At 64.7% G+C, this 19,821-nt stretch carries 21 protein-coding genes; 14 read left to right on the top strand and 7 right to left on the bottom strand.

Annotation, left to right across the window (positions count from 1 at the left end):
• The first annotated feature begins 51 nt into the window (after positions 1-51).
• From QRN51_RS16330 to dhaM, 6 genes are all read left to right on the top strand, one after another.
• Positions 52-2,154 (top strand): S9 family peptidase, encoded by a 2,103-nt coding sequence (locus tag QRN51_RS16330; protein WP_284990897.1) that lies wholly within the window; start codon positions 52-54, stop codon positions 2,152-2,154.
• A 28-nt stretch (positions 2,155-2,182) separates the two neighbouring features.
• Positions 2,183-2,692: an amino-acid N-acetyltransferase gene (locus tag QRN51_RS16325; RefSeq protein ID WP_059388339.1), complete on the top strand. Its 510-nt coding sequence runs from the start codon at positions 2,183-2,185 to the stop codon at positions 2,690-2,692.
• Between the two features lie 120 nt (positions 2,693-2,812).
• Entirely contained in the window at positions 2,813-3,019 is a 207-nt protein-coding gene (locus tag QRN51_RS16320) for a hypothetical protein (protein WP_059388340.1), read from the top strand.
• A gap of 175 nt (positions 3,020-3,194) precedes the next feature.
• The gene (dhaK, locus tag QRN51_RS16315) at positions 3,195-4,196 is read left to right on the top strand and encodes a dihydroxyacetone kinase subunit DhaK (protein ID WP_059388341.1); all 1,002 of its coding nucleotides are present in this window, start codon (positions 3,195-3,197) and stop codon (positions 4,194-4,196) included.
• Positions 4,197-4,198: 2 nt separating this feature from the next.
• A complete protein-coding gene (gene dhaL, locus QRN51_RS16310; protein WP_284990896.1) occupies positions 4,199-4,849 on the top strand; it encodes a dihydroxyacetone kinase subunit DhaL in 651 nt (216 codons plus the stop codon).
• Positions 4,846-5,541 (top strand): dihydroxyacetone kinase phosphoryl donor subunit DhaM, encoded by a 696-nt coding sequence (gene dhaM, locus QRN51_RS16305; protein ID WP_284990895.1) that lies wholly within the window; start codon positions 4,846-4,848, stop codon positions 5,539-5,541. The genes dhaL and dhaM overlap by 4 nt, the downstream gene beginning before the upstream one ends.
• Positions 5,542-5,610: 69 nt before the next feature.
• Here the strand turns inward: dhaM and QRN51_RS23350 are convergent, their stop codons facing one another.
• The gene (locus QRN51_RS23350; protein WP_306964184.1) at positions 5,611-5,793 is read right to left on the bottom strand and encodes a hypothetical protein; all 183 of its coding nucleotides are present in this window, start codon (positions 5,791-5,793) and stop codon (positions 5,611-5,613) included.
• A 184-nt stretch (positions 5,794-5,977) separates the two neighbouring features.
• Here QRN51_RS23350 and QRN51_RS23345 point away from each other — a divergent pair, with 184 nt between their 5' ends.
• Complete coding sequence (locus QRN51_RS23345) at positions 5,978-6,259, top strand: hypothetical protein (protein ID WP_350224994.1); 282 nt, start codon at positions 5,978-5,980, stop codon at positions 6,257-6,259.
• A gap of 10 nt (positions 6,260-6,269) precedes the next feature.
• A complete protein-coding gene (locus QRN51_RS16295; protein ID WP_284990894.1) occupies positions 6,270-6,731 on the top strand; it encodes a class I SAM-dependent methyltransferase in 462 nt (153 codons plus the stop codon).
• 22 nt (positions 6,732-6,753) lie between these two features.
• Here the strand turns inward: QRN51_RS16295 and QRN51_RS16290 are convergent, their stop codons facing one another.
• Entirely contained in the window at positions 6,754-7,659 is a 906-nt protein-coding gene (locus QRN51_RS16290; RefSeq protein WP_284990905.1) for an iron-sulfur binding domain-containing protein, read from the bottom strand.
• Positions 7,660-8,049: 390 nt separating this feature from the next.
• Between QRN51_RS16290 and QRN51_RS16285 the strand changes: the two genes are divergently transcribed.
• On the top strand, positions 8,050-8,622 hold the full coding sequence (locus QRN51_RS16285; protein ID WP_350224993.1) for a hypothetical protein: 573 nt from the start codon (positions 8,050-8,052) through the stop codon (positions 8,620-8,622).
• Here the strand turns inward: QRN51_RS16285 and disA are convergent.
• Both disA and QRN51_RS16275 read right to left on the bottom strand, forming a co-directional pair.
• Positions 8,619-9,695, bottom strand: a complete 1,077-nt coding sequence (disA, locus tag QRN51_RS16280; RefSeq protein ID WP_059388344.1) for a DNA integrity scanning diadenylate cyclase DisA — start codon at positions 9,693-9,695, stop codon at positions 8,619-8,621. The genes QRN51_RS16285 and disA overlap by 4 nt on opposite strands.
• 235 nt (positions 9,696-9,930) lie before the next feature.
• Entirely contained in the window at positions 9,931-10,218 is a 288-nt protein-coding gene (locus QRN51_RS16275) for a hypothetical protein (RefSeq protein WP_284990892.1), read from the bottom strand.
• Positions 10,219-10,552: 334 nt separating this feature from the next.
• Here QRN51_RS16275 and QRN51_RS16270 point away from each other — a divergent pair, with 334 nt between their 5' ends.
• Positions 10,553-12,166, top strand: a complete 1,614-nt coding sequence (locus tag QRN51_RS16270) for a peptide chain release factor 3 (protein WP_284990891.1) — start codon at positions 10,553-10,555, stop codon at positions 12,164-12,166.
• 1 nt (position 12,167) lies between these two features.
• Here QRN51_RS16270 and QRN51_RS16265 read toward each other — a convergent pair whose 3' ends face one another.
• From QRN51_RS16265 to QRN51_RS16255, 3 genes are all read right to left on the bottom strand, one after another.
• Positions 12,168-12,791, bottom strand: a complete 624-nt coding sequence (locus QRN51_RS16265; RefSeq protein WP_284990889.1) for a Pr6Pr family membrane protein — start codon at positions 12,789-12,791, stop codon at positions 12,168-12,170.
• A gap of 64 nt (positions 12,792-12,855) precedes the next feature.
• The gene (radA, locus tag QRN51_RS16260; protein WP_284990888.1) at positions 12,856-14,229 is read right to left on the bottom strand and encodes a DNA repair protein RadA; all 1,374 of its coding nucleotides are present in this window, start codon (positions 14,227-14,229) and stop codon (positions 12,856-12,858) included.
• Positions 14,230-14,270: 41 nt separating this feature from the next.
• The gene (locus QRN51_RS16255; protein ID WP_284990887.1) at positions 14,271-15,401 is read right to left on the bottom strand and encodes an FUSC family protein; all 1,131 of its coding nucleotides are present in this window, start codon (positions 15,399-15,401) and stop codon (positions 14,271-14,273) included.
• A 282-nt stretch (positions 15,402-15,683) separates the two neighbouring features.
• Here QRN51_RS16255 and pstS point away from each other — a divergent pair, with 282 nt between their 5' ends.
• The 4 genes from pstS (at position 15,684) to pstB (ending at position 19,812) form a co-directional block, all read left to right on the top strand.
• Positions 15,684-16,802, top strand: a complete 1,119-nt coding sequence (gene pstS / locus QRN51_RS16250; RefSeq protein WP_059388351.1) for a phosphate ABC transporter substrate-binding protein PstS — start codon at positions 15,684-15,686, stop codon at positions 16,800-16,802.
• A gap of 140 nt (positions 16,803-16,942) precedes the next feature.
• Complete coding sequence (gene pstC / locus QRN51_RS16245) at positions 16,943-17,875, top strand: phosphate ABC transporter permease subunit PstC (RefSeq protein ID WP_284990886.1); 933 nt, start codon at positions 16,943-16,945, stop codon at positions 17,873-17,875.
• A complete protein-coding gene (gene pstA / locus QRN51_RS16240; RefSeq protein WP_059388352.1) occupies positions 17,875-18,984 on the top strand; it encodes a phosphate ABC transporter permease PstA in 1,110 nt (369 codons plus the stop codon). The genes pstC and pstA overlap by 1 nt, the downstream gene beginning before the upstream one ends.
• A 48-nt stretch (positions 18,985-19,032) precedes the next feature.
• Positions 19,033-19,812 carry a phosphate ABC transporter ATP-binding protein PstB gene (pstB, locus tag QRN51_RS16235; RefSeq protein WP_059388353.1) on the top strand — a complete coding sequence of 260 codons (780 nt, stop codon included), beginning with the start codon at positions 19,033-19,035 and terminating at the stop codon, positions 19,810-19,812.
• Positions 19,813-19,821 lie beyond the last annotated feature (9 nt).

Below are 19,821 nucleotides of genomic sequence, written 5' to 3'. Positions count from 1 at the left end.
CTCTGAGTGAACCTTCTGTGATCTGCGGCACATTGCGTGTTGAATCAGAGCATGGATTCGAATGCCCCAGAGGCCCCGAGCACACAACCCGAAACTCCTTTCCACGATCTCGACCACTACCTGGCCATCCCCCGGGTCGGTGGCCTGGCTCTCAGCGCGGACGGAAGCCGCCTGGTCACTACGGTTTCCACCCTCAACGCCAAGGGCACTGAGTACGTCACTGCCCTCTGGGAGCTCGATCCTGCGGGAAAGAAGCACGCCCGCCGCATCACGCGCAGCGCCAAGGGAGAAACCGGCGCGGTGTTCGCCGCCAACGGCGACCTCTACTTCACCTCAGCCCGGCCCGATCCGGACAGCCCCGAAGCGGACCCCGTGAGCGCGTTGTGGCTCCTGCCCGCCGACGGCGGTGAGGCGCGGGTGGTCCATTCCCGCGCGGGCGGCGTCGGCGGCGTCATGGCCGCGTCAGCCGCGGATGCAACTTTCGTCACGGCCTCGGTCCTCGCCGGTTCCACGGATGAGGACAATGACGAGGAGAGGCGCAAGAGCCGCAAGGACAACAAGGTAGCGGCCATTTTGCACACCGGCTACCCGGTCCGCTACTGGGACGCGGATCTGGGGCCTGCCCAGCCCAGGCTGTTTGCCGTGGAAAACGGAGATACGGCCGGGTCCGGCAAGCCGGCGACCGTTGACGCTACCGCACCCCTGAAACTGCGCAATCTCACGCCCGACGTCGGCGGCAACCTCCGCAACACGCACGCAGTGGTCAGCCCCGACGGCAAGACGATCTATACGAGCATGGCCAAGCCGCTCGCGAAGGCTGACACACGCTTTGTGCTCGCCGCCGTCGACGTCGCTTCCGGCTCGATCAAGGTGCTCCTCGACCATGACGGAATGAGCTATTTCCCCGGCCCCGTCAGCCCTGACGGCAAGATGCTCTCGGTAGTCAGTGAAAGCGACAGTACTCCCCGGCAGGCGCCCCAGGTCAAACTCCACCTCTTGAATGTCGGTGCTGGAGAAACCCTTGACCTTGAGCCGCTGGCGCCCTCTTGGGACCGCTGGGGCAGCCCCGCGGCCTGGCTTCCGGACGGGCGTTCGCTCCTCGTCACGGCCGACGACGACGGCGCGACGCCGGTTTTCCGGGTCGCCGTCGCCGACGGTACGGTTACCCGGGTGACGCAGGACGCCGCAGCGTACACCGACGTCGTGGTTTCCCCCGATGGGCTGAGCGCGTTTGCGCTGCGCAGCTCGTATGAATTCCCGGCTGAAGCCGTCCGGATCGATCTCGCTTCGGGTGACGTCGAGCGGCTTCCCGCACCGGCTGAACGTCCCCGGATCAAAGGTTCGTTGGAACGGGTGGAAACGAGTGCGGCAGATGGTTCGAGGGTTCCGGCTTACCTCGCGCTCCCGGAGGGCGCGTCGGAGGCGAACCCGGCGCCCCTGCTGTTGTGGATCCACGGCGGGCCGTTGGGCTCGTGGAACGCCTGGACCTGGCGATGGAATCCATGGCTGCTCGTGTCGAAGGGATATGCCGTGTTGCTACCGGACCCGGCACTGTCCACCGGATATGGCCAGCAATTCATCCAGCGCGGCTGGGGTGAATGGGGCAAGGCGCCGTATACGGACCTCATGTCCATCACCGACGCGGTGGTCCAGCGGTCCGACATTGACCAGACGCGGACAGCCGCCATGGGCGGCTCCTTCGGCGGCTACATGGCCAACTGGGTGGCCGGGCACACGGACCGTTTCAAGGCGATCGTGACGCACGCCAGTCTGTGGGCCATGGACCAGTTCGGGCCCACTACGGACGCTTCGCAGTATTGGCTCAAGGAAATGACCCCGGAGATGGCGCTGGACAATTCGCCCCATCTCCATGTCGCCAAAATCAAGACGCCCATGCTGGTGATCCACGGTGACAAGGACTACCGGGTGCCGATCGGCGAGGGCCTGAGGCTTTGGTACGAACTTCTTTCCAGTTCCGGGCTGCCCGCCGATGAGAGCGGTGAAACCCAGCACCGCTTCCTGTATTTCCCTGACGAGAACCATTGGATCCTGCAGCCGCAGCACGCCAAGGTCTGGTACGGCGTCGTGGAGCACTTCCTTGCCAGGCAGGTACTTGGACAGGAGGTTCCTGTTCCTGGGGACCTGGGGCTCTAGGCGCCTTTCGCCTCGTAAGATTGGGGCTGTGACTTCCACCTTCAGTATCCGTCCTGCCCGCACCGGCGATGTTGCCGCGATCAAGAGGCTTGTAGCGCCACTGGCAGAGCAGCGAATCCTGATGGCCAAGGAGACCGTTGCCTACTACGAGAGCCTCCAGGAGTTCCGGATTGCCGAATCGTCCGACGGCGAGGTGATCGGTTGCGGTGCGCTGCACGTCATGTGGGAGGACCTGGCAGAGGTGCGCACTTTGGCGGCGGACGACAATTGGCGGGGCAAGGGCGTGGGTCATGTCCTTGTCCAGCAACTTCTGGAGGACGCCCGGGCCTTGGGCGTTGCGCGGGTCTTCTGCCTGACGTTCGAAGTGGACTTCTTCAAGCGCCACGGCTTCGAAGTCATGGCGGACCAAACCGCCGTCGACCCCCAGGTCTACTCGGAATTGCTGCGCTCCCACGACGAAGGCGTGGCCGAGTTCCTCGATCTGGCCCGCGTGAAGCCCAATACCCTGGGCAACACCCGCATGATCAAGGTCCTTTAGCTCCGGGTTCTTCCCCGTCCCTGAATGTGCCGGTCCCCAAAGTCTTTACGTATATCAACTTGATGGATAAACTAGTTGAGGCTCGGTTGCGGCGGGCCAACCATACTGTGGAGGCGAGAAATGAAGTACCACGTTATGTTTCCGGACTTTTCAGGTTTCCAAATCGACATGCCGCGTCCCGGCTCCACACCGGAGTCGCGCAAGCAGGGGACCGGCGGGTGCATGCGGTCCGCGTGCACCGATCTTTGGCCCGACTCGATGGCCAAGGACGCAACAGCCCAAGACTTCAGCATCGGCCGTCTGACGGTGGGCGGACCGCCCCACTAAGCAGGCGGATACCGGAAGGTTTTTCAGAAGGGACAACCATTGGGGGTTGTCCCTTTTGCCTTTCCGTCGCTGGGTTCTGTGTTGCACGTTCGCACATACGGACCGTTCCCCTACCGTGCCCGGGGCGCTGGTAGTAGGGTCAAATCACCTACCAGCAACGCCCCAGGAGCGCGCCATGAAAAAGCTCATCAACGATCCCCGCTCGGTGGTGGACGAGTCTGTCGAGGGTTTCGGCATGGCCCATGCCGATCTCGTGGATGTCCATACGGACCCCATCTTCGTCGTTCGAAAAGGAGCGCCCGTAGCCGGCAAGGTGGCGCTTGTGTCGGGAGGCGGGAGCGGCCATGAGCCGCTTCATGCCGGCTTTGTGGGGCACGGAATGCTCGACGCCGCTGTGCCGGGCGCCGTCTTCACCTCGCCCACGCCTGACCAAATCATTCCGGCCACGGCGGCCGTCGATTCCGGGGCCGGCGTCATTCACATCGTGAAGAACTACACCGGTGACGTGCTGAACTTCGAGACCGCGGCAGAGATGGCCCAGGCTGAAGGAATCAGCGTCCGCTCGGTTCTCGTCAACGACGACGTCGCGGTGGAGGATTCCCTGTATACGGCAGGCCGCCGCGGCGTGGGCGGCACCGTGCTGGTCGAAAAGATTGCCGGCGCAGCCGCGGAGCGTGGGGATTCGCTGGAAGCCGTCGCGGGCGTGGCGGAGGGAGTTGTCCGCAACGTGCGCACCATGGGCGTCGCCCTGTCCGGCTGCACCGTGCCGCATGCCGGGGTACCCAGCTTCGAGCTCGCCGAGGATGAAATCGAAATCGGCATAGGCATTCACGGTGAACCCGGCAGGCACCGGATCGCCATGGAGGGCGCCGACGCCATCACCAGCCGCCTCTTGGACCCTGTCCTGGAGGACCTTGGGATCAAGGCCGGTGAAGAAGTGCTGCTCTTCGTCAACGGCATGGGCGGTACGCCCCTTAGCGAGTTGTACATCGTCTACCGCCGGGCCGCCCAGATCCTCGCGGAAAGAGGAGCCAAAGTGGAACGCTCCCTCGTGGGCAACTACGTCACGTCGCTCGAGATGCAGGGCTGCTCCATCTCGGTACTGCGTCTTGATGACGAACTCACAGCCCTTTGGGACGCACCCGTCCATACTCCGGCCCTGCGTTGGGGGATGTGACAGTGGGCCTGGGGGTCGAATGGGCGGTCGAATGGTTGACGCTCTCCGCACGGCTCATGGCCGAGCACCGGGAAGAGTTGATTGCTCTGGACCGCGCGATCGGCGACTCCGACCACGGTGAAAACATGGACCGGGGATTCCAGGCCGTCATGGAGAAACTTGCCCAGACTCCACCCGAAACGCCCGGTGCAGCGCTGAAGCTGGCGGCGATGGCCTTGATGTCCAAGGTGGGCGGGGCAGCTGGACCGCTGTACGGAACCGCGTATCTTCGGGCGGCAACGGCGCTGGGAGAAAGCGCGGACGTTGATGCAGCGGCGCTTGCAGGAGCACTGACTGCGGCTCGGGACGGAATTGTTGCCCGCGGAAAAGCGGAGCTGGGCGACAAAACCATGGTGGATGCCTGGTCTCCCGCCGTCGAAGCGGCGGACGAGGTCCTCGTGGCTGGAGGAGATGCTGTGGCGGTGCTGGCCGCGGCGGCCGAGGCTGCCGAGGTCGGGGCCGTGACGACTGATCCGTTGGTAGCCCGCAAGGGGCGCGCAAGCTACCTCGGTGAACGCAGCGCCGGTCACCGAGATCCCGGGGCTGCGTCTTCTGCGCTGCTGTTGCGCGCCGCCGCGACTGCCGCCGGATTCCCCGAAGGGTCCGCTGAATGACGGTGGGCTTGGTGGTGGTTTCGCACAGCCGGAAAATCGCGGAGGGCGCGGTTGAACTGGCCGCGCAGATGGCCCCCGATGTGCGGTTCTACGCCGTCGGCGGGACGGAGGATGGCCGGATCGGCACCGACCTGGAGAAAGCGATCGCCGCATTCGAGGCAGGACTTGGGGAGGCTTCAGGGGATGGCGTGGTGGTTCTGACGGACCTTGGTTCCGCGGTCATGACGGCAGAATCAGCGGCCGAGTTCTGCAGCGAACCGGACAAAGTGCTCCTCGCCGACGCTCCCTTGGTGGAGGGCCTGGTCGCCGCAGCGGTGGCCACCCAGGGTGGTGCCATGGCCGCCGCAGTGAAGGCCGCTGCGGAGTCGGTTCGATTCGGCCCGGAGCCTGTTTTTGAGTCCGCGGGGATAGCCGAATCCCAAGGAAGGGGCGAACCGGCGGAAAGCGGCGAGTTCGAGCTCATAAACCCCATGGGAATGCACGCCAGGCCTGCGGCGAAGATTGCGGGCGGACTGGCCGGGATGGATGTCGAGGCAACGGTAAACGGCGTCGATGGCACCTCCATCATGGAACTCATGAGCCTCGCCGTGGGCCAGGGCGGCAAACTCAGGGTCGAGGCTTGGGGCAAAGACTCATCGAAAGCCGTGGACTACGTCAGGCGGCTGGTGGAACAGGGATTCGGCGAGATCTGACGTCGTCCGATATGTGCCTGCACGCCGATATGTCGCCGCACGCCGAGATTTGCCGTGCCGCGGAGGTGTTCAGGACTGCCGCAGACCATGGGCATCGAGCAAGAGGCTCGCCGTAATGGCGGTCTGGCACTGCTCGCCCCACGGTTTGGTACTTTTCGGCGTGAAGTTGAGCGTCCTGGTGGGCAAGGTCCCGCCGTTTGTGTCCAGGCCAGTCACTTCGGCATCGATGGGCGAGGAGGTTAGCGTTCCCATGTTGAGGAAGCCGTAGCGGGTGCCATCCGGTGACGCGACGGCAGAGCATGACCCTTCAGGTTCCGGCCCGCAGGATTGAGGGAGCGACACGCTGCCCGGGCGCAGATCCACATCGCCCTCGCGGCATTTCCCGTCCTGGCATGCCTTCAAATGGACGGTTTTGACCGTTGGCGCGTAGTCTGCCGTGATTGTCAGGGAGACCACGGGGGCCATCGCAATTGCCGGGCAAACGGTGACTTGGGGTTCACATCCCGACCAGAGCGCCGCCGTCGTGGTCAATGCAATGGCGGCCCACAACCTGCGCATACTTGAGAATAATCCCACAGCCGACGCCCGGAACGGGATGCCCGCAACTGGCAGGCACATCGTTACCGACATCTGCGGATCGTTGCGGCTCCGCGACCTCGGGCTAAGTAACGGCCGGGTTTTCCGTGGAGTCCAGGAGCAAGCCGGCCACAAAGAATAGGGTTCTTTCCATGACTGAACCCTCGGATGTGCATGCCACTCGCGCCGCATACAACACGGTAGCCGTCGATTACGCCGAACTCCTGCGCAACGAACTCCACGCCAAACCTTATGACCGGGCCATGCTCGGCACCTTTGCCGAGCTTGTGCAGTCCTCGGGCGGCGAGACAGTTGCCGACATTGGTTGCGGGCCCGGACGGATCACGGCGCACTTGCGTTCACTCGGCCTGGCGGCTTTCGGCATCGACCTGTCGCCGGAAATGGTGGCTGTAGCCCGCCGCGATCACCCCAGGCTGCAGTCGTATGGCCACGAGATCGACCTCGATGCCTACCGCTTGCCGCCGGACCACATCTCGGAACTCCTCCTTCAGGCCGGCTTGGTCGTCGAGGCACAGCTTCTCCGCGAACCGGACGACAGGTACGAGAAGACCCCGCAGGCCTACCTTCTAGCCCGCAAGCCGTCCACGGCGTGAAGGACGCGGCGCAAACGGAAGCCTAGGCCGGGAGCCGCAGTCCGCCGTCGTGCATCTCGGCCAGGCCGTCGCGCAGGAGCCCCTCGAGGGCGCGTTCCAACTGCTCCGGGGCCGAATTCAAGCGGTGCAGGGCAGCCAGCGGCACGGCCGTGCCCTCGGCGTCGAAGCCGAGGTCGGCTGCGGGGCGCTCGAACAGCTCAGGGGCTACCGGCGAATCGGCCACGCGCAACACGGCCATGACGGCACCCCGCAACTGCCGGTCCGTGCCGTGCCACGCCTGGCCCTTGGGGGTGTACGTCGGGGGCGGTTCACCTGCGGCAAGCCACGCGCAGGAGTCGCGGACGGGGCAGTCTGAGCACTTGGGGGAGCGGGCCGTGCACACCAGCGCTCCGAGTTCCATGACGGAAGCGTTCCAGCGGACGGAGAGCGTGACGTCGTCGGGCATGAGCGATTCGGCAAGGCGCATCTCCGACGCGGTGAGCGACGGCGCCGGCAGGGCGAGTCCTGAAACGAGCCGGGCGTGCACCCGCCGGATGTTCGTGTCCACCACGGTTTCGCGGCGCCCGAACGCAAAAGCAGCCACCGCCGCTGCCGTGTAGTCGCCGACGCCGGGAAGGCTCAACAGCGATGCGTGCGTGTCCGGCACCTTGCCGCCATGCTGTTCCACGATCGCGACGGCGGCCGCGTGGAGCCTGAGCGCGCGGCGGGGATAACCGAGCCTGCCCCAATGCCGCACGGCCTCACCCGAGGGCTGCTCCGCGAGGTCCGCAGGTTCCGGCCAGCGATCCATCCAGTCTTCCCACACCGGCAGGACGCGAACCACCGGAGTCTGCTGCAGCATCACCTCGCTGACCAGGATCCCCCATGGACTGCAGTCCGGGGCCCTCCACGGCAATACGCGGGCCACCTCGGAGAACCAACGGTCCATGGAGAGGTGCAAGTCCGTGAGGTGAGGGGTGCCGGCAAGTTCAGCGGCGCTGGCAATCTCGGCGGAGCCGGGCAGTGACATGAAGATCCTTGCTGCGGTTCGTGGCGGGCCCTGTTGGCGGCCGATTCCTGCCATCCACTGTAGTGGAGCCGGCCCGGAATGACGTAGGTCATACTGGCTCCGATCAGGCCCCGGCGGCGTGGTGCGGTGCCATCCGGGCCTTGCGTTGCCTAGCCTAGAAGCATGGTCAACAAGGGCAAGCAACCGCCGAGGGCGCGCACGTCGCCGTCGGCAAAAAGCCCTGCCCGGACCGCAGGAGCAAGCCGTTCCGCGAATGGGGTCCGGCCCCAAAGGCGGCGGACAAGCCCTGCCGTTTACCGGCGTCGGAGGTTGGTTGTCTTCGGTGCCCTCCTGGTGGTCCTGGCGATGCTCGTTGCCGGGGTCGTTGCCATGAGTTCATCCCTCGCAGGCAAGGCCGATCCCGGCGCAGCCAAGACCCAAGCCGTGGGAGCCGCTTCTGCGAGCCAGACGCCTTCGACGGATTCCATCGCGCCCACCACAACACCCCCGGCCACCCCTGTGTGCGACCTCAACCTGGTGACGGTAACGGCGTCTACAGACCAGCCCGCTTATGCGGCCGGACAGAACCCCGTGTTGAGCATGAAGATCACCAACGGCGGAGCAGCGCCGTGCCAGGTCAACGTCGGCACGTCGCAGATGGAGTTCCTGGTAATGAGCGGCGAGGACCGGATCTTCTCCTCCAAGGACTGCCAAGCGAAGGGCGATGACCTCGTGAAGCAGATCGATCCGGGCAAGAGCGAGATCGCCAACTTCCCCTGGCAACGCAACCGGACGACGGAGGGTTGTGGCGTCATCTCGGCCAAGCCGGCCACCGGCACCTACACGTTCAAAGCCGTCCTGGGAAACAAAGCGAGCACGAAAGCCGTGTTCCAGCTCGGCTAGAGGAACCTGTCCAGCAGGCTGGCTTCGGCCATGCGGCTGAGCCCTTCACGGACAGTCCGGGCACGCTGGTCGCCGATGCCGTCCACGGTCATGAGATCGTCGATAGTGGCGGCCATGAGGTACTGGAGTCCGCCGAAGTGCTCCACCAAACGGTCGGCCACGGCTTTCGGAACCGACTTCAGCCCGGACAAGAGGCGGTAGCCGCGCGGCTGCACACCGGCGTCGAGCACGTCCATGCCTCCGGCGAAACCGATGATTCCGGCGATCTTGCCCAGGTCGATCAGCTCCGCCGGGCCAAGATCCAAAAGGGCCTGCACAGCGCCGTCGATGTCCTCGGGCGAAGCGTCGGCACCGGCGTAGTCCCGGATGATCACGTCGCTGCCCGGGCCGCGGCCGGTGGTGAGCTCTTCCAACTGCAGCGAGAGCAGCCTGCCGTCCTCACCCAGTTCCAGGACATACTGGGCGATTTCCTCGGCGATGCGCCGGACCATTTCCTGGCGCTGGAGGGTGACCGCCACATCCCGGACGGTGACCATGGCCTCGATTTCGAGGGCCGACAGGGCGCTGGTGACCTGGTCCAATCGGGCGCTGTAGCGTTCGAGGGTTGCGAGAGCCTGGTTGGCGCGGGCCAGGACCTTCTCGGAGCCCTCCAGCACGTGCCGCAGGCCGTTGACGTAGAGGGCGATGATCTGCATGGACTGGCTGACCGAAATCACCGGAACACCTGTCTGGATGGCTACGCGCTCGGCCGTCCTGTGACGCGTTCCTGATTCCTGGGTCTCGATGCTGGAGTCCGGCACAAGCTGTACTGCTGCACGAAGGATATTCCCGGCGTCTTTGTCGCAGATGATGGCACCGTCCATCTTCGCGAGCTCACGCAGTCGCGTCGGGGAGAAATCGATGCCGATTTCAAAGCCGCCTGAACAGATGGATTCGATGGTCCGGTCCGTGCCCAACACAATCAGGGCACCGGTGCGCCCACGGAGGATGCGTTCCAGGCCGTCGCGCAACGGTGTTCCGGGGGCCACCCTGCCCAGAGTCGCCTTGAGCGAATCTTCGGGGCTCCGAGCCATAGGTGTTCCCTTCAAAGGTGCACGCAGGCGCGCCCGCAAGTGTGCCGGTTTTCAGCAATAAGTCGGCGGGATCAAAATGCCATGTTTCCCGCAAGCTCAATGATAGAGGTATAGACCGGCAACAACCGCACGGGCAAGCCTTAAAGTGCCCCAAAAAAGGTTAGGTGACGAGGCCCCGGAAACGCGCTCGACGGCGGTCGCCGGACCGCCGCTTTGGGCTCGGTCCCCGGGACCGTCATGGAGCCGTCCGAAGGCGCGCGAGTCGCTCAAGGTCGCGCCGTACACTCTGCAGCGCGGCTTCCCTGGCCGCCGCCCTTCCGGTGTCCGGATGCGTTTGCCTCGCTGGAGAGTGGGTTCCGCCGCCCGTGCTCGCGTCCGGGCGGTGTCCTTGCTGGGGCCAGCTCCTGGCCGCGGCGGAGTTCGATTCCGTGAATCCTGTGGAGTTCACCGGCGTGAACCCTGTGGAGTTCGCCGCGGGGGAGGGGCCGAGGGGATCGTAGAACAAGCCATTCCCTGGTTTCATTGATGCCCTGTTCCTTTCATGCCATCGTCGGCTGCTCAGTTTTTCCGGGCGGACGGCTCCAACGCGGGCCGGAGGCGTCCGCCATTGCTCCAAACTATCGGCCGGTGATTTCGGAGGTTTGTGCACCTCGTTTCGATCCTGTTAAGCGCTGGGTTGGGACGCTGCCTCCGGCGTGGCCCCGGGCTGCGATAAACTTGGTATCTTGGCTGGCGCGCAAATCGTGCCACTCCCTGAGTTGGCCCCGGCCCACGCGGGGCCCGTATCCAGCCTCCATTCCACGTTCGGCCCGTCGTTCCAGTGCGGGCAACGCCCAGATCGCAGCGAAAGTAGCACCGTGTCCCAAGAAGTCCTGAGCCCCGCCCGAGTCCAGGAAATTCACCATGAGGCCTCCCGGCGTCGGACTTTCGCGGTCATCTCGCACCCTGACGCCGGCAAGTCCACGCTCACGGAGGCCCTCGCCCTGCATGCCAAGGTCATCGGCACCGCCGGTGCGTCGAGCGGCAAGGCCAACCGCAAGGAAACTGTTTCCGACTGGATGCAGATGGAAAAGGACCGCGGTATTTCCATCAGCTCCGCGGCGTTGCAGTTCTCCTACCGGGACACCGTGATCAACCTGCTGGACACCCCGGGCCACGCCGACTTCTCCGAGGACACCTACCGCGTCCTGGCCGCCGTCGACTGCGCAGTGATGCTGGTGGACGCCGCCAAGGGCCTGGAAACACAGACCATGAAGCTCTTCGAGGTCTGCAAGCAGCGCAACCTGCCGATCATCACGGTCATCAACAAATGGGACCGCCCGGGCCTCGACGCGCTCGCGCTGATGGACGAGATCACGGAACGCACCGGCCTCCAGCCCATGCCCTTGACGTGGGCCGTGGGCATTTCCGGCGACTTCCGTGGAGTCTGGGACCTGCGGAATGACCGCTTCGCACGGTTCGCTCGCAACAACGCCGGCGCCAACATCGCCATCACCGAGTACTTCACCCCGGAAGAAGCAGCCGAGACCCAGGGCGACAACTGGAGCGACGCCGTCGACGAAGCCGGACTCGTGATCGAATCAAACCTCGATTTCAACGTGGAGAGCTTCCACGCCGGAACGGCAACGCCCATCCTCTTCAGCTCGGCGGCCTTGAACTTCGGGGTCAAGGAGATCCTGGATGCCCTGGTGGATTTCGCGCCCCCGGCAGCACCCCGCCCCGACGTTGACGGCGAGCCCCGTTCCGTTGACGCTCCCTTCGCCGGGTTTGTCTTCAAGGTCCAGGCCGGCATGAACAAGGCCCACCGCGACCACGTTGCCTTCATCCGGGTGTGCTCCGGCGTCTTTGAGCGCGGCATGGTGGTCACGCAGACCCGCACCGGGAAGTCCTTCGCCACCAAGTACGCCCAGCAGGTGTTCGGGCGCGAACGCGAAGTCATCGACGAGGCCTACCCCGGGGACGTTGTCGGCTTGGTGAACGCGTCCTCACTCCGCGTTGGAGACAGCCTGTTCCTGGAAGAACCCGTGGAATTCCCCGCCATTCCGCTCTTCGCCCCCGAGCATTTCCAGGTGGCCAGGTCCCAGGACCCCAGCCGCTTCAAGCAGTTCCGCCGCGGCATCGAACAGCTTGAGCATGAAGGCGTCATCCAGGTGCTCCGTTCCGACGTCCGAGGCGACCAGGCACCCGTTCTCGCCGCTGTGGGTCCCATGCAGTTCGAAGTGGTTGAAGACCGCATGGCCCACGACTTCAACGCCCCGATGCGCTTGGAGCGCCTCCCGTACTCAATGGCGAGGATCTCGACGGCGGAGGCCATGCCGGCGCTTGCCAACGTCCCGGGCGCTGAGGTGCTGTTGAGGTCCGATGGCGAATACCTCGCGTTGTTCAACGATGTCTGGGCTCTCCGCCGCATCGAGAAGAACCACCCGAAGCTCACGCTGGTCCCGATCGGCACGCACAACCCCGCGAAATAGTTCAGTAGCTCACTTGGCGTTCGAGCTTGTTTCCCAGCCCCAGCATGGCGAGGCTCACCGCGAGGAATCCTACGGCGATCGCGACGGCGAAGACCGCCACTCCGCCCCAACCGCCGGCGCGCACGGGGTCGATGAACCAATAGGCATACCAGTTGACGAATGAACCTCGGATCAGGCTGTAGACGAGGTAGGCAACCGGGTAGAGCAACCAATACCAGAGGTGCTTGACGGTCAGCCTGGAGCGCGGAGGCTGGAACAGCCAGTCGGCCACCATGACAACCGGCATGAGGTAGTGGACTACGAAGTTGACCCAGGGCAGCAGGGAGCCGAGGTCCTGTCCTGCGAGGAGCGCGCCGAAGACGAGTCCCACGACAGCCATGGCGATCGTGGCAGTGCCCCGGGTGGCGTCGTCGAGTTCGCTTGGCCGCTTGCCAGCCAGCCCGCGGTAGCCGCTGATCAACAGCACCACCGACGCGAAGATGTTGGACAGGTTGGTGAAGTAGCTGAAGAAGTTCCACGGATCAAAGCCCAGGCCGATGTGGACCGTGAGCTGCGTCCCGACCGCTGCAAGGGTCAGGAGGGCAAAGAAGAGGCGTCCCCCAATGAGCACATTTCTTTTGGTCATGGGGACAATCTTCCGGTGGCCACGGCTAAGGCACGCGCCCGACACTCCGAGACCAAGCCAGCCGCTAGGTGATCAGCAGTTCCAAGGCCTCGGCCAGGTGTGCCACTTCGCGGACCGAGAAACCCTCCGGGATGGGCCCCGGTCCGTTGGGACTCGCGGGCACCACCGCGTGGGTGAACCCAAGCCGCTGCGCCTCGTGGATGCGCTGGTTGATCCCTGGAACGGGACGGACCTCGCCGGCCAGGCCAACCTCGCCGAAGGCAATGAGCCGCTGAGGCAGTGCCTTCCGCGCCTTCGCCGAGGCCACGGCAAGCGCTACAGCAAGGTCGGTGGCCGGCTCGCTCAGCTTCACTCCTCCGACTGTGGCCACGTAGGAGTCGTCCTTGTGCAGGATGCAACCGGCCCGTTGTTGAAGGACAGCAAGGAGCATGGCGACACGCGAGCTGTCCAGGCCGCTCGTGGCCCTGCGCGGCTGTGAGCTGGCGCTTTCGGCCAGGAGCGACTGCACTTCGGCCAACAGCGGGCGCCGGCCTTCCATGGTCACGGTGATGCAGGTGCCGGACACCGGCTCGCGCGTCCGCGACACAAAAAGCCCGCTGGGATCGGCGAGGCCTTCGATGCCGGCTTCGTTCAGGTCGAAACAGCCGACGTCGTCCGTGGCCCCATAGCGGTTCTTGACCGCGCGCAACAATCGCAAGCGCGAATGGCGCTCGCCTTCGAACTGGCACACGACGTCCACCAGATGCTCCAGGAGGCGCGGACCGGCAATGGAGCCGTCCTTCGTCACATGGCCTACCAGCAGGGTTGTCATGTTGCGGCGCTTCGCGGCGGCGATAATGGACGCTGCGACTTCCCGGACCTGTGAGACTCCGCCCGCGCTACCTTCGACGTCGGCGCTGCTGAGGGTCTGTACCGAGTCCACAATCAGCAGTTTCGGCTCGAGCTTCTCCACTTGACCTAGGGCCTGCCCGAGGTCCGTTTCCGCCGAGAGATAGAGGGTATGAGCGACCGCGTCGATCCGTTCCGCGCGGAGCTTGACCTGGGCCGCCGATTCCTCACCCGTGACGTACAGGACGTCCTGGCCGGTGCGGGCGAACTTCGCCGCGACATCGAGCAGGAGGGTGGATTTCCCGACGCCGGGTTCCCCGGCAAGAAGGATCACCGCGCCGGGAACCAGCCCTCCGCCCAGGACGCGGTCCAGTTCGTCGACTCCGGTGGGCAGGAACGCGGCGGTGGTGCCGTCTACCTCGGCAATCCGGCGAGCCGGCTCCAAAACCGTTGTGGCCGCCGTCGTACGCGCTACTGTGGCGCCCGTTTCCTCCACAGTGCCCCACGCCTGGCACTCACCGCAGCGCCCCACCCACTTGACAGTGGTCCACCCGCATTCGGCACATTTGTACGCGGGTGTCTTGGAGGTGCGTGAGGTCTTGGAAGCCATGCGTACAAGGCTAGTGGAGGGGTAGGACAGTCAAGCGCGCCTCACTGCAAGGGAGGAAGCACGTCCCGGGCTTCCCGGGGGTCCATGCCCGCGGCTTCGAGCAGGTCCACCATGAGCGGGCGGAAGAGCATCACCACTGTTTCGCCCTCGAGCTTCTGGACGTGAAGCATTTTGGGGTGCAGCCGGGTGGCAATGTCGGCCAAGTCCTGCCGTGCGCCGCGCAGGTGGGCCCGGCGGGCGCCGTCGTGCACTTCCGCGAGGCCGAGCGACAGTTCCTCGACGGCGGCGGACGTGTCCTGGAGGACCTCCGAAATGCTGTCCGTCGCCTCGTCGGTCAATGCTGCATGGTTGATGGCGCTCGTGAGCCGCCGCGCGAACACCCGGCTGTTGCGGAGGGCGAGGTCGATGGAATCCAACGACTCCTCCAGCATGGTGAGCTCGTCGCGGTGCCGCCGGTACGCCGGGGCGAGCGTGGCCACTTCACCGGATGCCTTGAGGGATTGGCGCATCCGGTCCACGAGCGGCTGGCAATTCCGCCCCCGGATGAGGGCATGCCAGGCCTGGGTGGAGTCGCTGTTGATCAATGCGTCGGCACATTCACGGAGGACCTCCGAGAGTTCGTGCAGGAGTTTGCGGACGTCCTGGCGCGGCTCCCTGCGCGGGTCCTTCGGGACCAGCATGGTAACCAGTAGCGCGAAAACCCCGCCCACAACGGCGTCGATGCTTCGGGTGAACGGCCCCCCGGCCGGCGCGGGCAGCAAGACCACGAGAAGCGATTGCAGGCCCAGTTGGGTAGTGAAGATGGTGCCACTGTCCAGGAACCGGGCCAGGAGGATGGAGAAAAGGAGCACGACGGCGGCTTGCCAGATTCCCGAACCCAGCCAGTGGAGCAGAAGATCGCCGATGACGATCCCGAGGGTGCAGCCAAGCCCGACCTCCACGACCCGGCGAAGCCGCGGATCCCGCGAGAAGCCGAGCGCGATCAGCGACGAAGTCGCGGCGAAAAGGGGTCCTGAGTGCCCAAGGATGTATTCAGCGAACGCGTAGGCGCCCACGGCGCACACGGTCATCTGGACGGCCGGGACCAAGGAGTTCCGGCTGCGGACGAAGCCAGTGCGCAGCCGCGCCCGCAGGAATTTCTTGCTCGCTGAAAGTCCTTGGGGGGCGGTCATGGCTCAAGTCTATTCAGGAGCTGCCTAGTAAATGAGGCTCGCCGAAGGAACCGCAAAGTGAGGGGCGTCACTTAATCCCTTATGACTCGCCAAGCGCAAGGGTGACGCTGCACATGTAAGCCAATGGTCCACAGCCGTTCACCTCCCGTTCACTTTGGACCGCCGATCCCTTTACCTGCGACTCCTACCGTCGATAAAGGTACAAACACGTACGCAAATCTTTCGTATGCCGACTTTCTCCCTCGGTACGCATCAGAGAATCCCTGGAAGGGGTACATCCCAGTGAAGGCAACTCGCTTCGGCCGCAACGCGGCAATCGCGGTCCTCGCAGTCGGCGCCCTTGCGCTGACCGCTTGTGGTTCAGACAACGCAACCGGCGCCCCGGCAGCCACCCAGAGCGCCGCAGGCGTCAAGGTCACCGGCACCCTGACCGGCATCGGCTCTTCGGCGCAGGGCGCCGCAATGGACGCTTGGAAGACCAACTTCGCTTCCGCGAACCCGGGTGCCACGGTCCAGTACTCCCCGGACGGCTCGGGCGCAGGCCGCAAGGCCATCCTTGACGGCTCCGCGCAGTTCGCAGGCTCCGACGCCTACCTGAGCGACGCTGAACTGGCCACATCCAAGACCAAGTGCGGCACCGACGGCGCCATCAACATCCCGGTGTACATCTCCCCGATCGCCGTTGCCTTCAACATCCCGAACGTCAAGGACTTGAAGCTCGACGCCGACACCGTTGCGAAGATCTTCCGCGGCCAGATCACCAACTGGAACGACCCGGCAATCGCCGCCCTGAACGCCGGAGTCACCCTTCCGGACCTCAAGGTCACCCCGGTCAACCGCTCTGACGACTCCGGCACCACTCAGAACTTCACGGACTACCTGGCATCTGCTGCTCCCTCGGTCTGGACCGACAAGGCTGCCGGCCTGTGGCCCGCGTCCCTGAAGGGCGAGAACGCCAAGGGCACCTCCGGCGTCGTCAAGACCGTCACCGACACCCCGGGTGCCGTGACCTACGCTGACGATTCCGCAGTCTCCGGCAAGCTCGGCACCGCACAGATCAAGGTTGGCTCGGACTTCGTCAAGATCTCCCCGGCCGCTGCCGCCAAGGCTGTTGAACTGGGCAAGCCCGTTGCAGGCCGCCCGACCGGAGACCTTTCCATCAAGCTTGACCGCACCACCACGGATTCCTCCGCCTACCCGGTAGTCCTGGTTTCCTACCACGTCGTCTGCACCACCTACGACAAGAAGGAAACCGCTGACCTGGTCAAGGCATTCGAGAGCTACGTAGTCTCCGACGCCGGCCAGCAGGCCGCTGCCGGCTCCGCCAAGTCCGCTCCGCTCTCCAAGGCGCTGCAGGACAAGGCAAAGGCCGCTGTTGACTCCATCAAGGCCAAGGCCTAAGGACCACAATGGAGTAGTGGTGCCGCGGACCGCGGCGCCACTACCCTTGAATATCAACGTTCCCCGTCCCGCGCTGGTGAAACATCACCGGACGGGGCGGGGAACTTGGCCATTTTTGAGTGAATCTGAAGGATCGTGAAGTGACCACCAACTCCTTGACCACTTCCCAAGGTGCCGGACGCGCCGGGGACAAGGTCTTCTCCGGAGCCACCCTGGCCGCGGGATGCCTGATCCTCGCGGTTCTCTTCGGCGTCGCACTTTTCCTTGTCATCCAGGCCATTCCGGCCCTTGTGGCTCCACCCGCGGACATCCAAGGCGGCCACGGCTTCTTCGCCTACATCGGGCCGATCGTCGTCGGGACCCTGATTGCCGCCGTCATCGCGCTGGTGATCGCTACTCCGGTAGCCATCGGCGTCGCGCTGTTCATCTCCCACTACGCTCCCCGCAGGCTTGCCTCGGGTCTCGGCTACGTGGTGGACCTCCTCGCGGCCATTCCCTCCGTGGTCTACGGCGCATGGGGCGCGGCGTTCCTTGCCCCCCAGATTTCGCCCGCCTACGGCTGGCTGGCCAGCAACATGGGCTGGTTGCCGATTTTCCAAGGCCCGGCCTCCGCTACCGGCAAGACCATCCTGACCGCGAGTATCGTCCTCTCCGTCATGGTTTTGCCGATCATCACTTCACTCTCGCGTGAAATCTTCCTGCAGACCCCGAAGCTCCACGAGGAAGCCGCCCTGGCCCTCGGCGCGACCCGCTGGGAAATGATCAAGATGGCTGTCTTGCCGTTCGGCCGCCCCGGTATCGTGAGCGCCATCATGCTGGGCCTGGGCCGCGCGCTTGGCGAGACCATGGCCGTCGCCCTGGTCCTGTCCTCCGGCGTCCTGACCGCAAGCCTGATCCAGACCGGAAACCAGACCATCGCCGCTGAAATCGCCTTGAACTTCCCTGAAGCCAGCGGGCTCAAGGTCAGCACGTTGATCGCCGCGGGCTTGGTATTGTTCGTCATCACCCTGGGTGTCAACATGATTGCACGCTGGATCATCTCCAGGCACAAAGAATTCTCGGGAGCCAACTAATGACTGTCACAGCCCCCGTGGCGCGCAAACGCTCCGCACTGACCAAGGGCCAGTTGCCGGCTTTCGCACCGTACGTCGTCCTGGCCGTCGCCTTGGTGCTCGGCGCAGCGATCCTTGCGTTGATCGGCTTCAACGCCTTCGGCTGGGGCCTCGTGTCCGCGATCCTGTTCGCGATCGGCCTGGTCGGCTGGAGCGCGGTTGTCGAAGGCGGCCGCAAGGCGAGCGACAAGCTTGCCACCTGCCTGATCGTCGGCTCGTTCCTGGTGGCGCTGCTGCCCCTGATTTCAGTGATCTGGACCGTCCTCGTGAACGGCATCCCGGGCATCATCACCCCAGGCTTCCTGACGACTTCCATGAACGGCGTCACAGGTTCCCTCGACAACAAGAGCGTCGATGAAGGCACGAAGGTCCTCGGCGGCATCTATCATGCGCTTCTGGGCACCGTGCAGATCACCCTGCTTGCAACGGTCATCTCGGTTCCTGTGGGCCTGCTGACCGCAATCTACCTGGTGGAATACGGCAACGACCGGGCCCTCGCCCGTGCCATCACGTTTTTCGTCGATGTCATGACGGGCATTCCCTCCATCGTGGCAGGTCTCTTTTCCGCAGCCTTCTTCTTCGCCGTGGTAGGCCCCGGCACCAAGACCGGTGCGGTTGCCGCCGTCGCGCTTTCGGTCCTGATGATCCCGGTGGTGGTCCGCTCGAGCGAGGAAATGCTCAAGATCGTCCCGAACGAGCTCCGTGAGGCGGCTTACGCACTGGGTGTCCGCAAGTGGCGCACCATCCTCAAAGTGGTCATCCCGACGGCGATTTCCGGCATCGCGTCCGGCGTCACCTTGGCGATCGCCCGGGTGATCGGCGAGACCGCTCCGATCCTGGTCACCGCAGGTTTCGCCACGACGATCAACAACAACGTGTTCGGCGGCTGGATGGCCTCGCTGCCTACGTTCATCTACACGCAGATCCTGAACCCGACCTCGCCGTCCAACCCGGACCCGTCGAGCCAGCGGGCATGGGGTGCCGCGCTGGTCCTGATCATCCTGGTGATGCTCCTGAACCTCGGCGCCAGGCTGATCGCCCGGATCTTCGCCCCCAAGGCCGGCCGTTGAGCGGCCAGGCCACACGCAAACTTCCAACCACAGCACCGAAGGAACACCATGTCTAAGCGGATCGACGTCAAGGATCTGAACGTCTACTACGGCAGCTTCCTGGCCGTTGAGGGCGTCAACATCAACATTGAAGCCAAATCGGTCACGGCATTCATCGGACCGTCCGGTTGTGGCAAGTCCACCTTCCTGCGCACCCTGAACCGCATGCACGAAGTGCTTCCCGGTGCCCGCGTTGAAGGCGAAGTCCTGCTCGACGGCGACAATCTCTACGGCCCCGGCGTGGACCCCGTGACGGTCCGCACCCAGGTTGGCATGGTCTTCCAGCGGCCCAACCCGTTCCCCACGATGTCCATCCGCGACAACGTGCTGGCCGGCGTGAAGCTCAACAACAAGAGGATCAGCAAGGGCGCAGCCGATGCGCTGGTGGAGAAGTCCCTGCGCGGCGCCAACCTGTGGAACGAGGTCAAGGACCGCCTCGAGAAGCCCGGCTCCGGACTCTCCGGCGGCCAGCAGCAGCGGCTCTGCATTGCCCGTGCCATCGCCGTGGAACCGCAGGTCATCCTCATGGACGAGCCCTGCTCTGCGCTTGACCCCATCTCCACCTTGGCCGTCGAAGACCTCATCAACGAGCTCAAGGACGAGTACACCGTGGTGATCGTGACCCACAACATGCAGCAGGCTGCACGCGTTTCCGACAAGACCGCGTTCTTCAACATCGCCGGCACCGGCAAGCCGGGCAAGCTCATCGAGTTCGCGGACACCACCACCATCTTCAACAACCCGTCCCAGAAGGCCACGGAAGACTACGTCTCCGGCCGCTTCGGGTAACCACTCGGC

Source organism: Arthrobacter sp. efr-133-TYG-120, from assembly GCF_030209785.1.
Lineage (GTDB): Bacteria > Actinomycetota > Actinomycetes > Actinomycetales > Micrococcaceae > Arthrobacter.
This window is presented reverse-complemented; position numbering and strand designations above follow the sequence as displayed.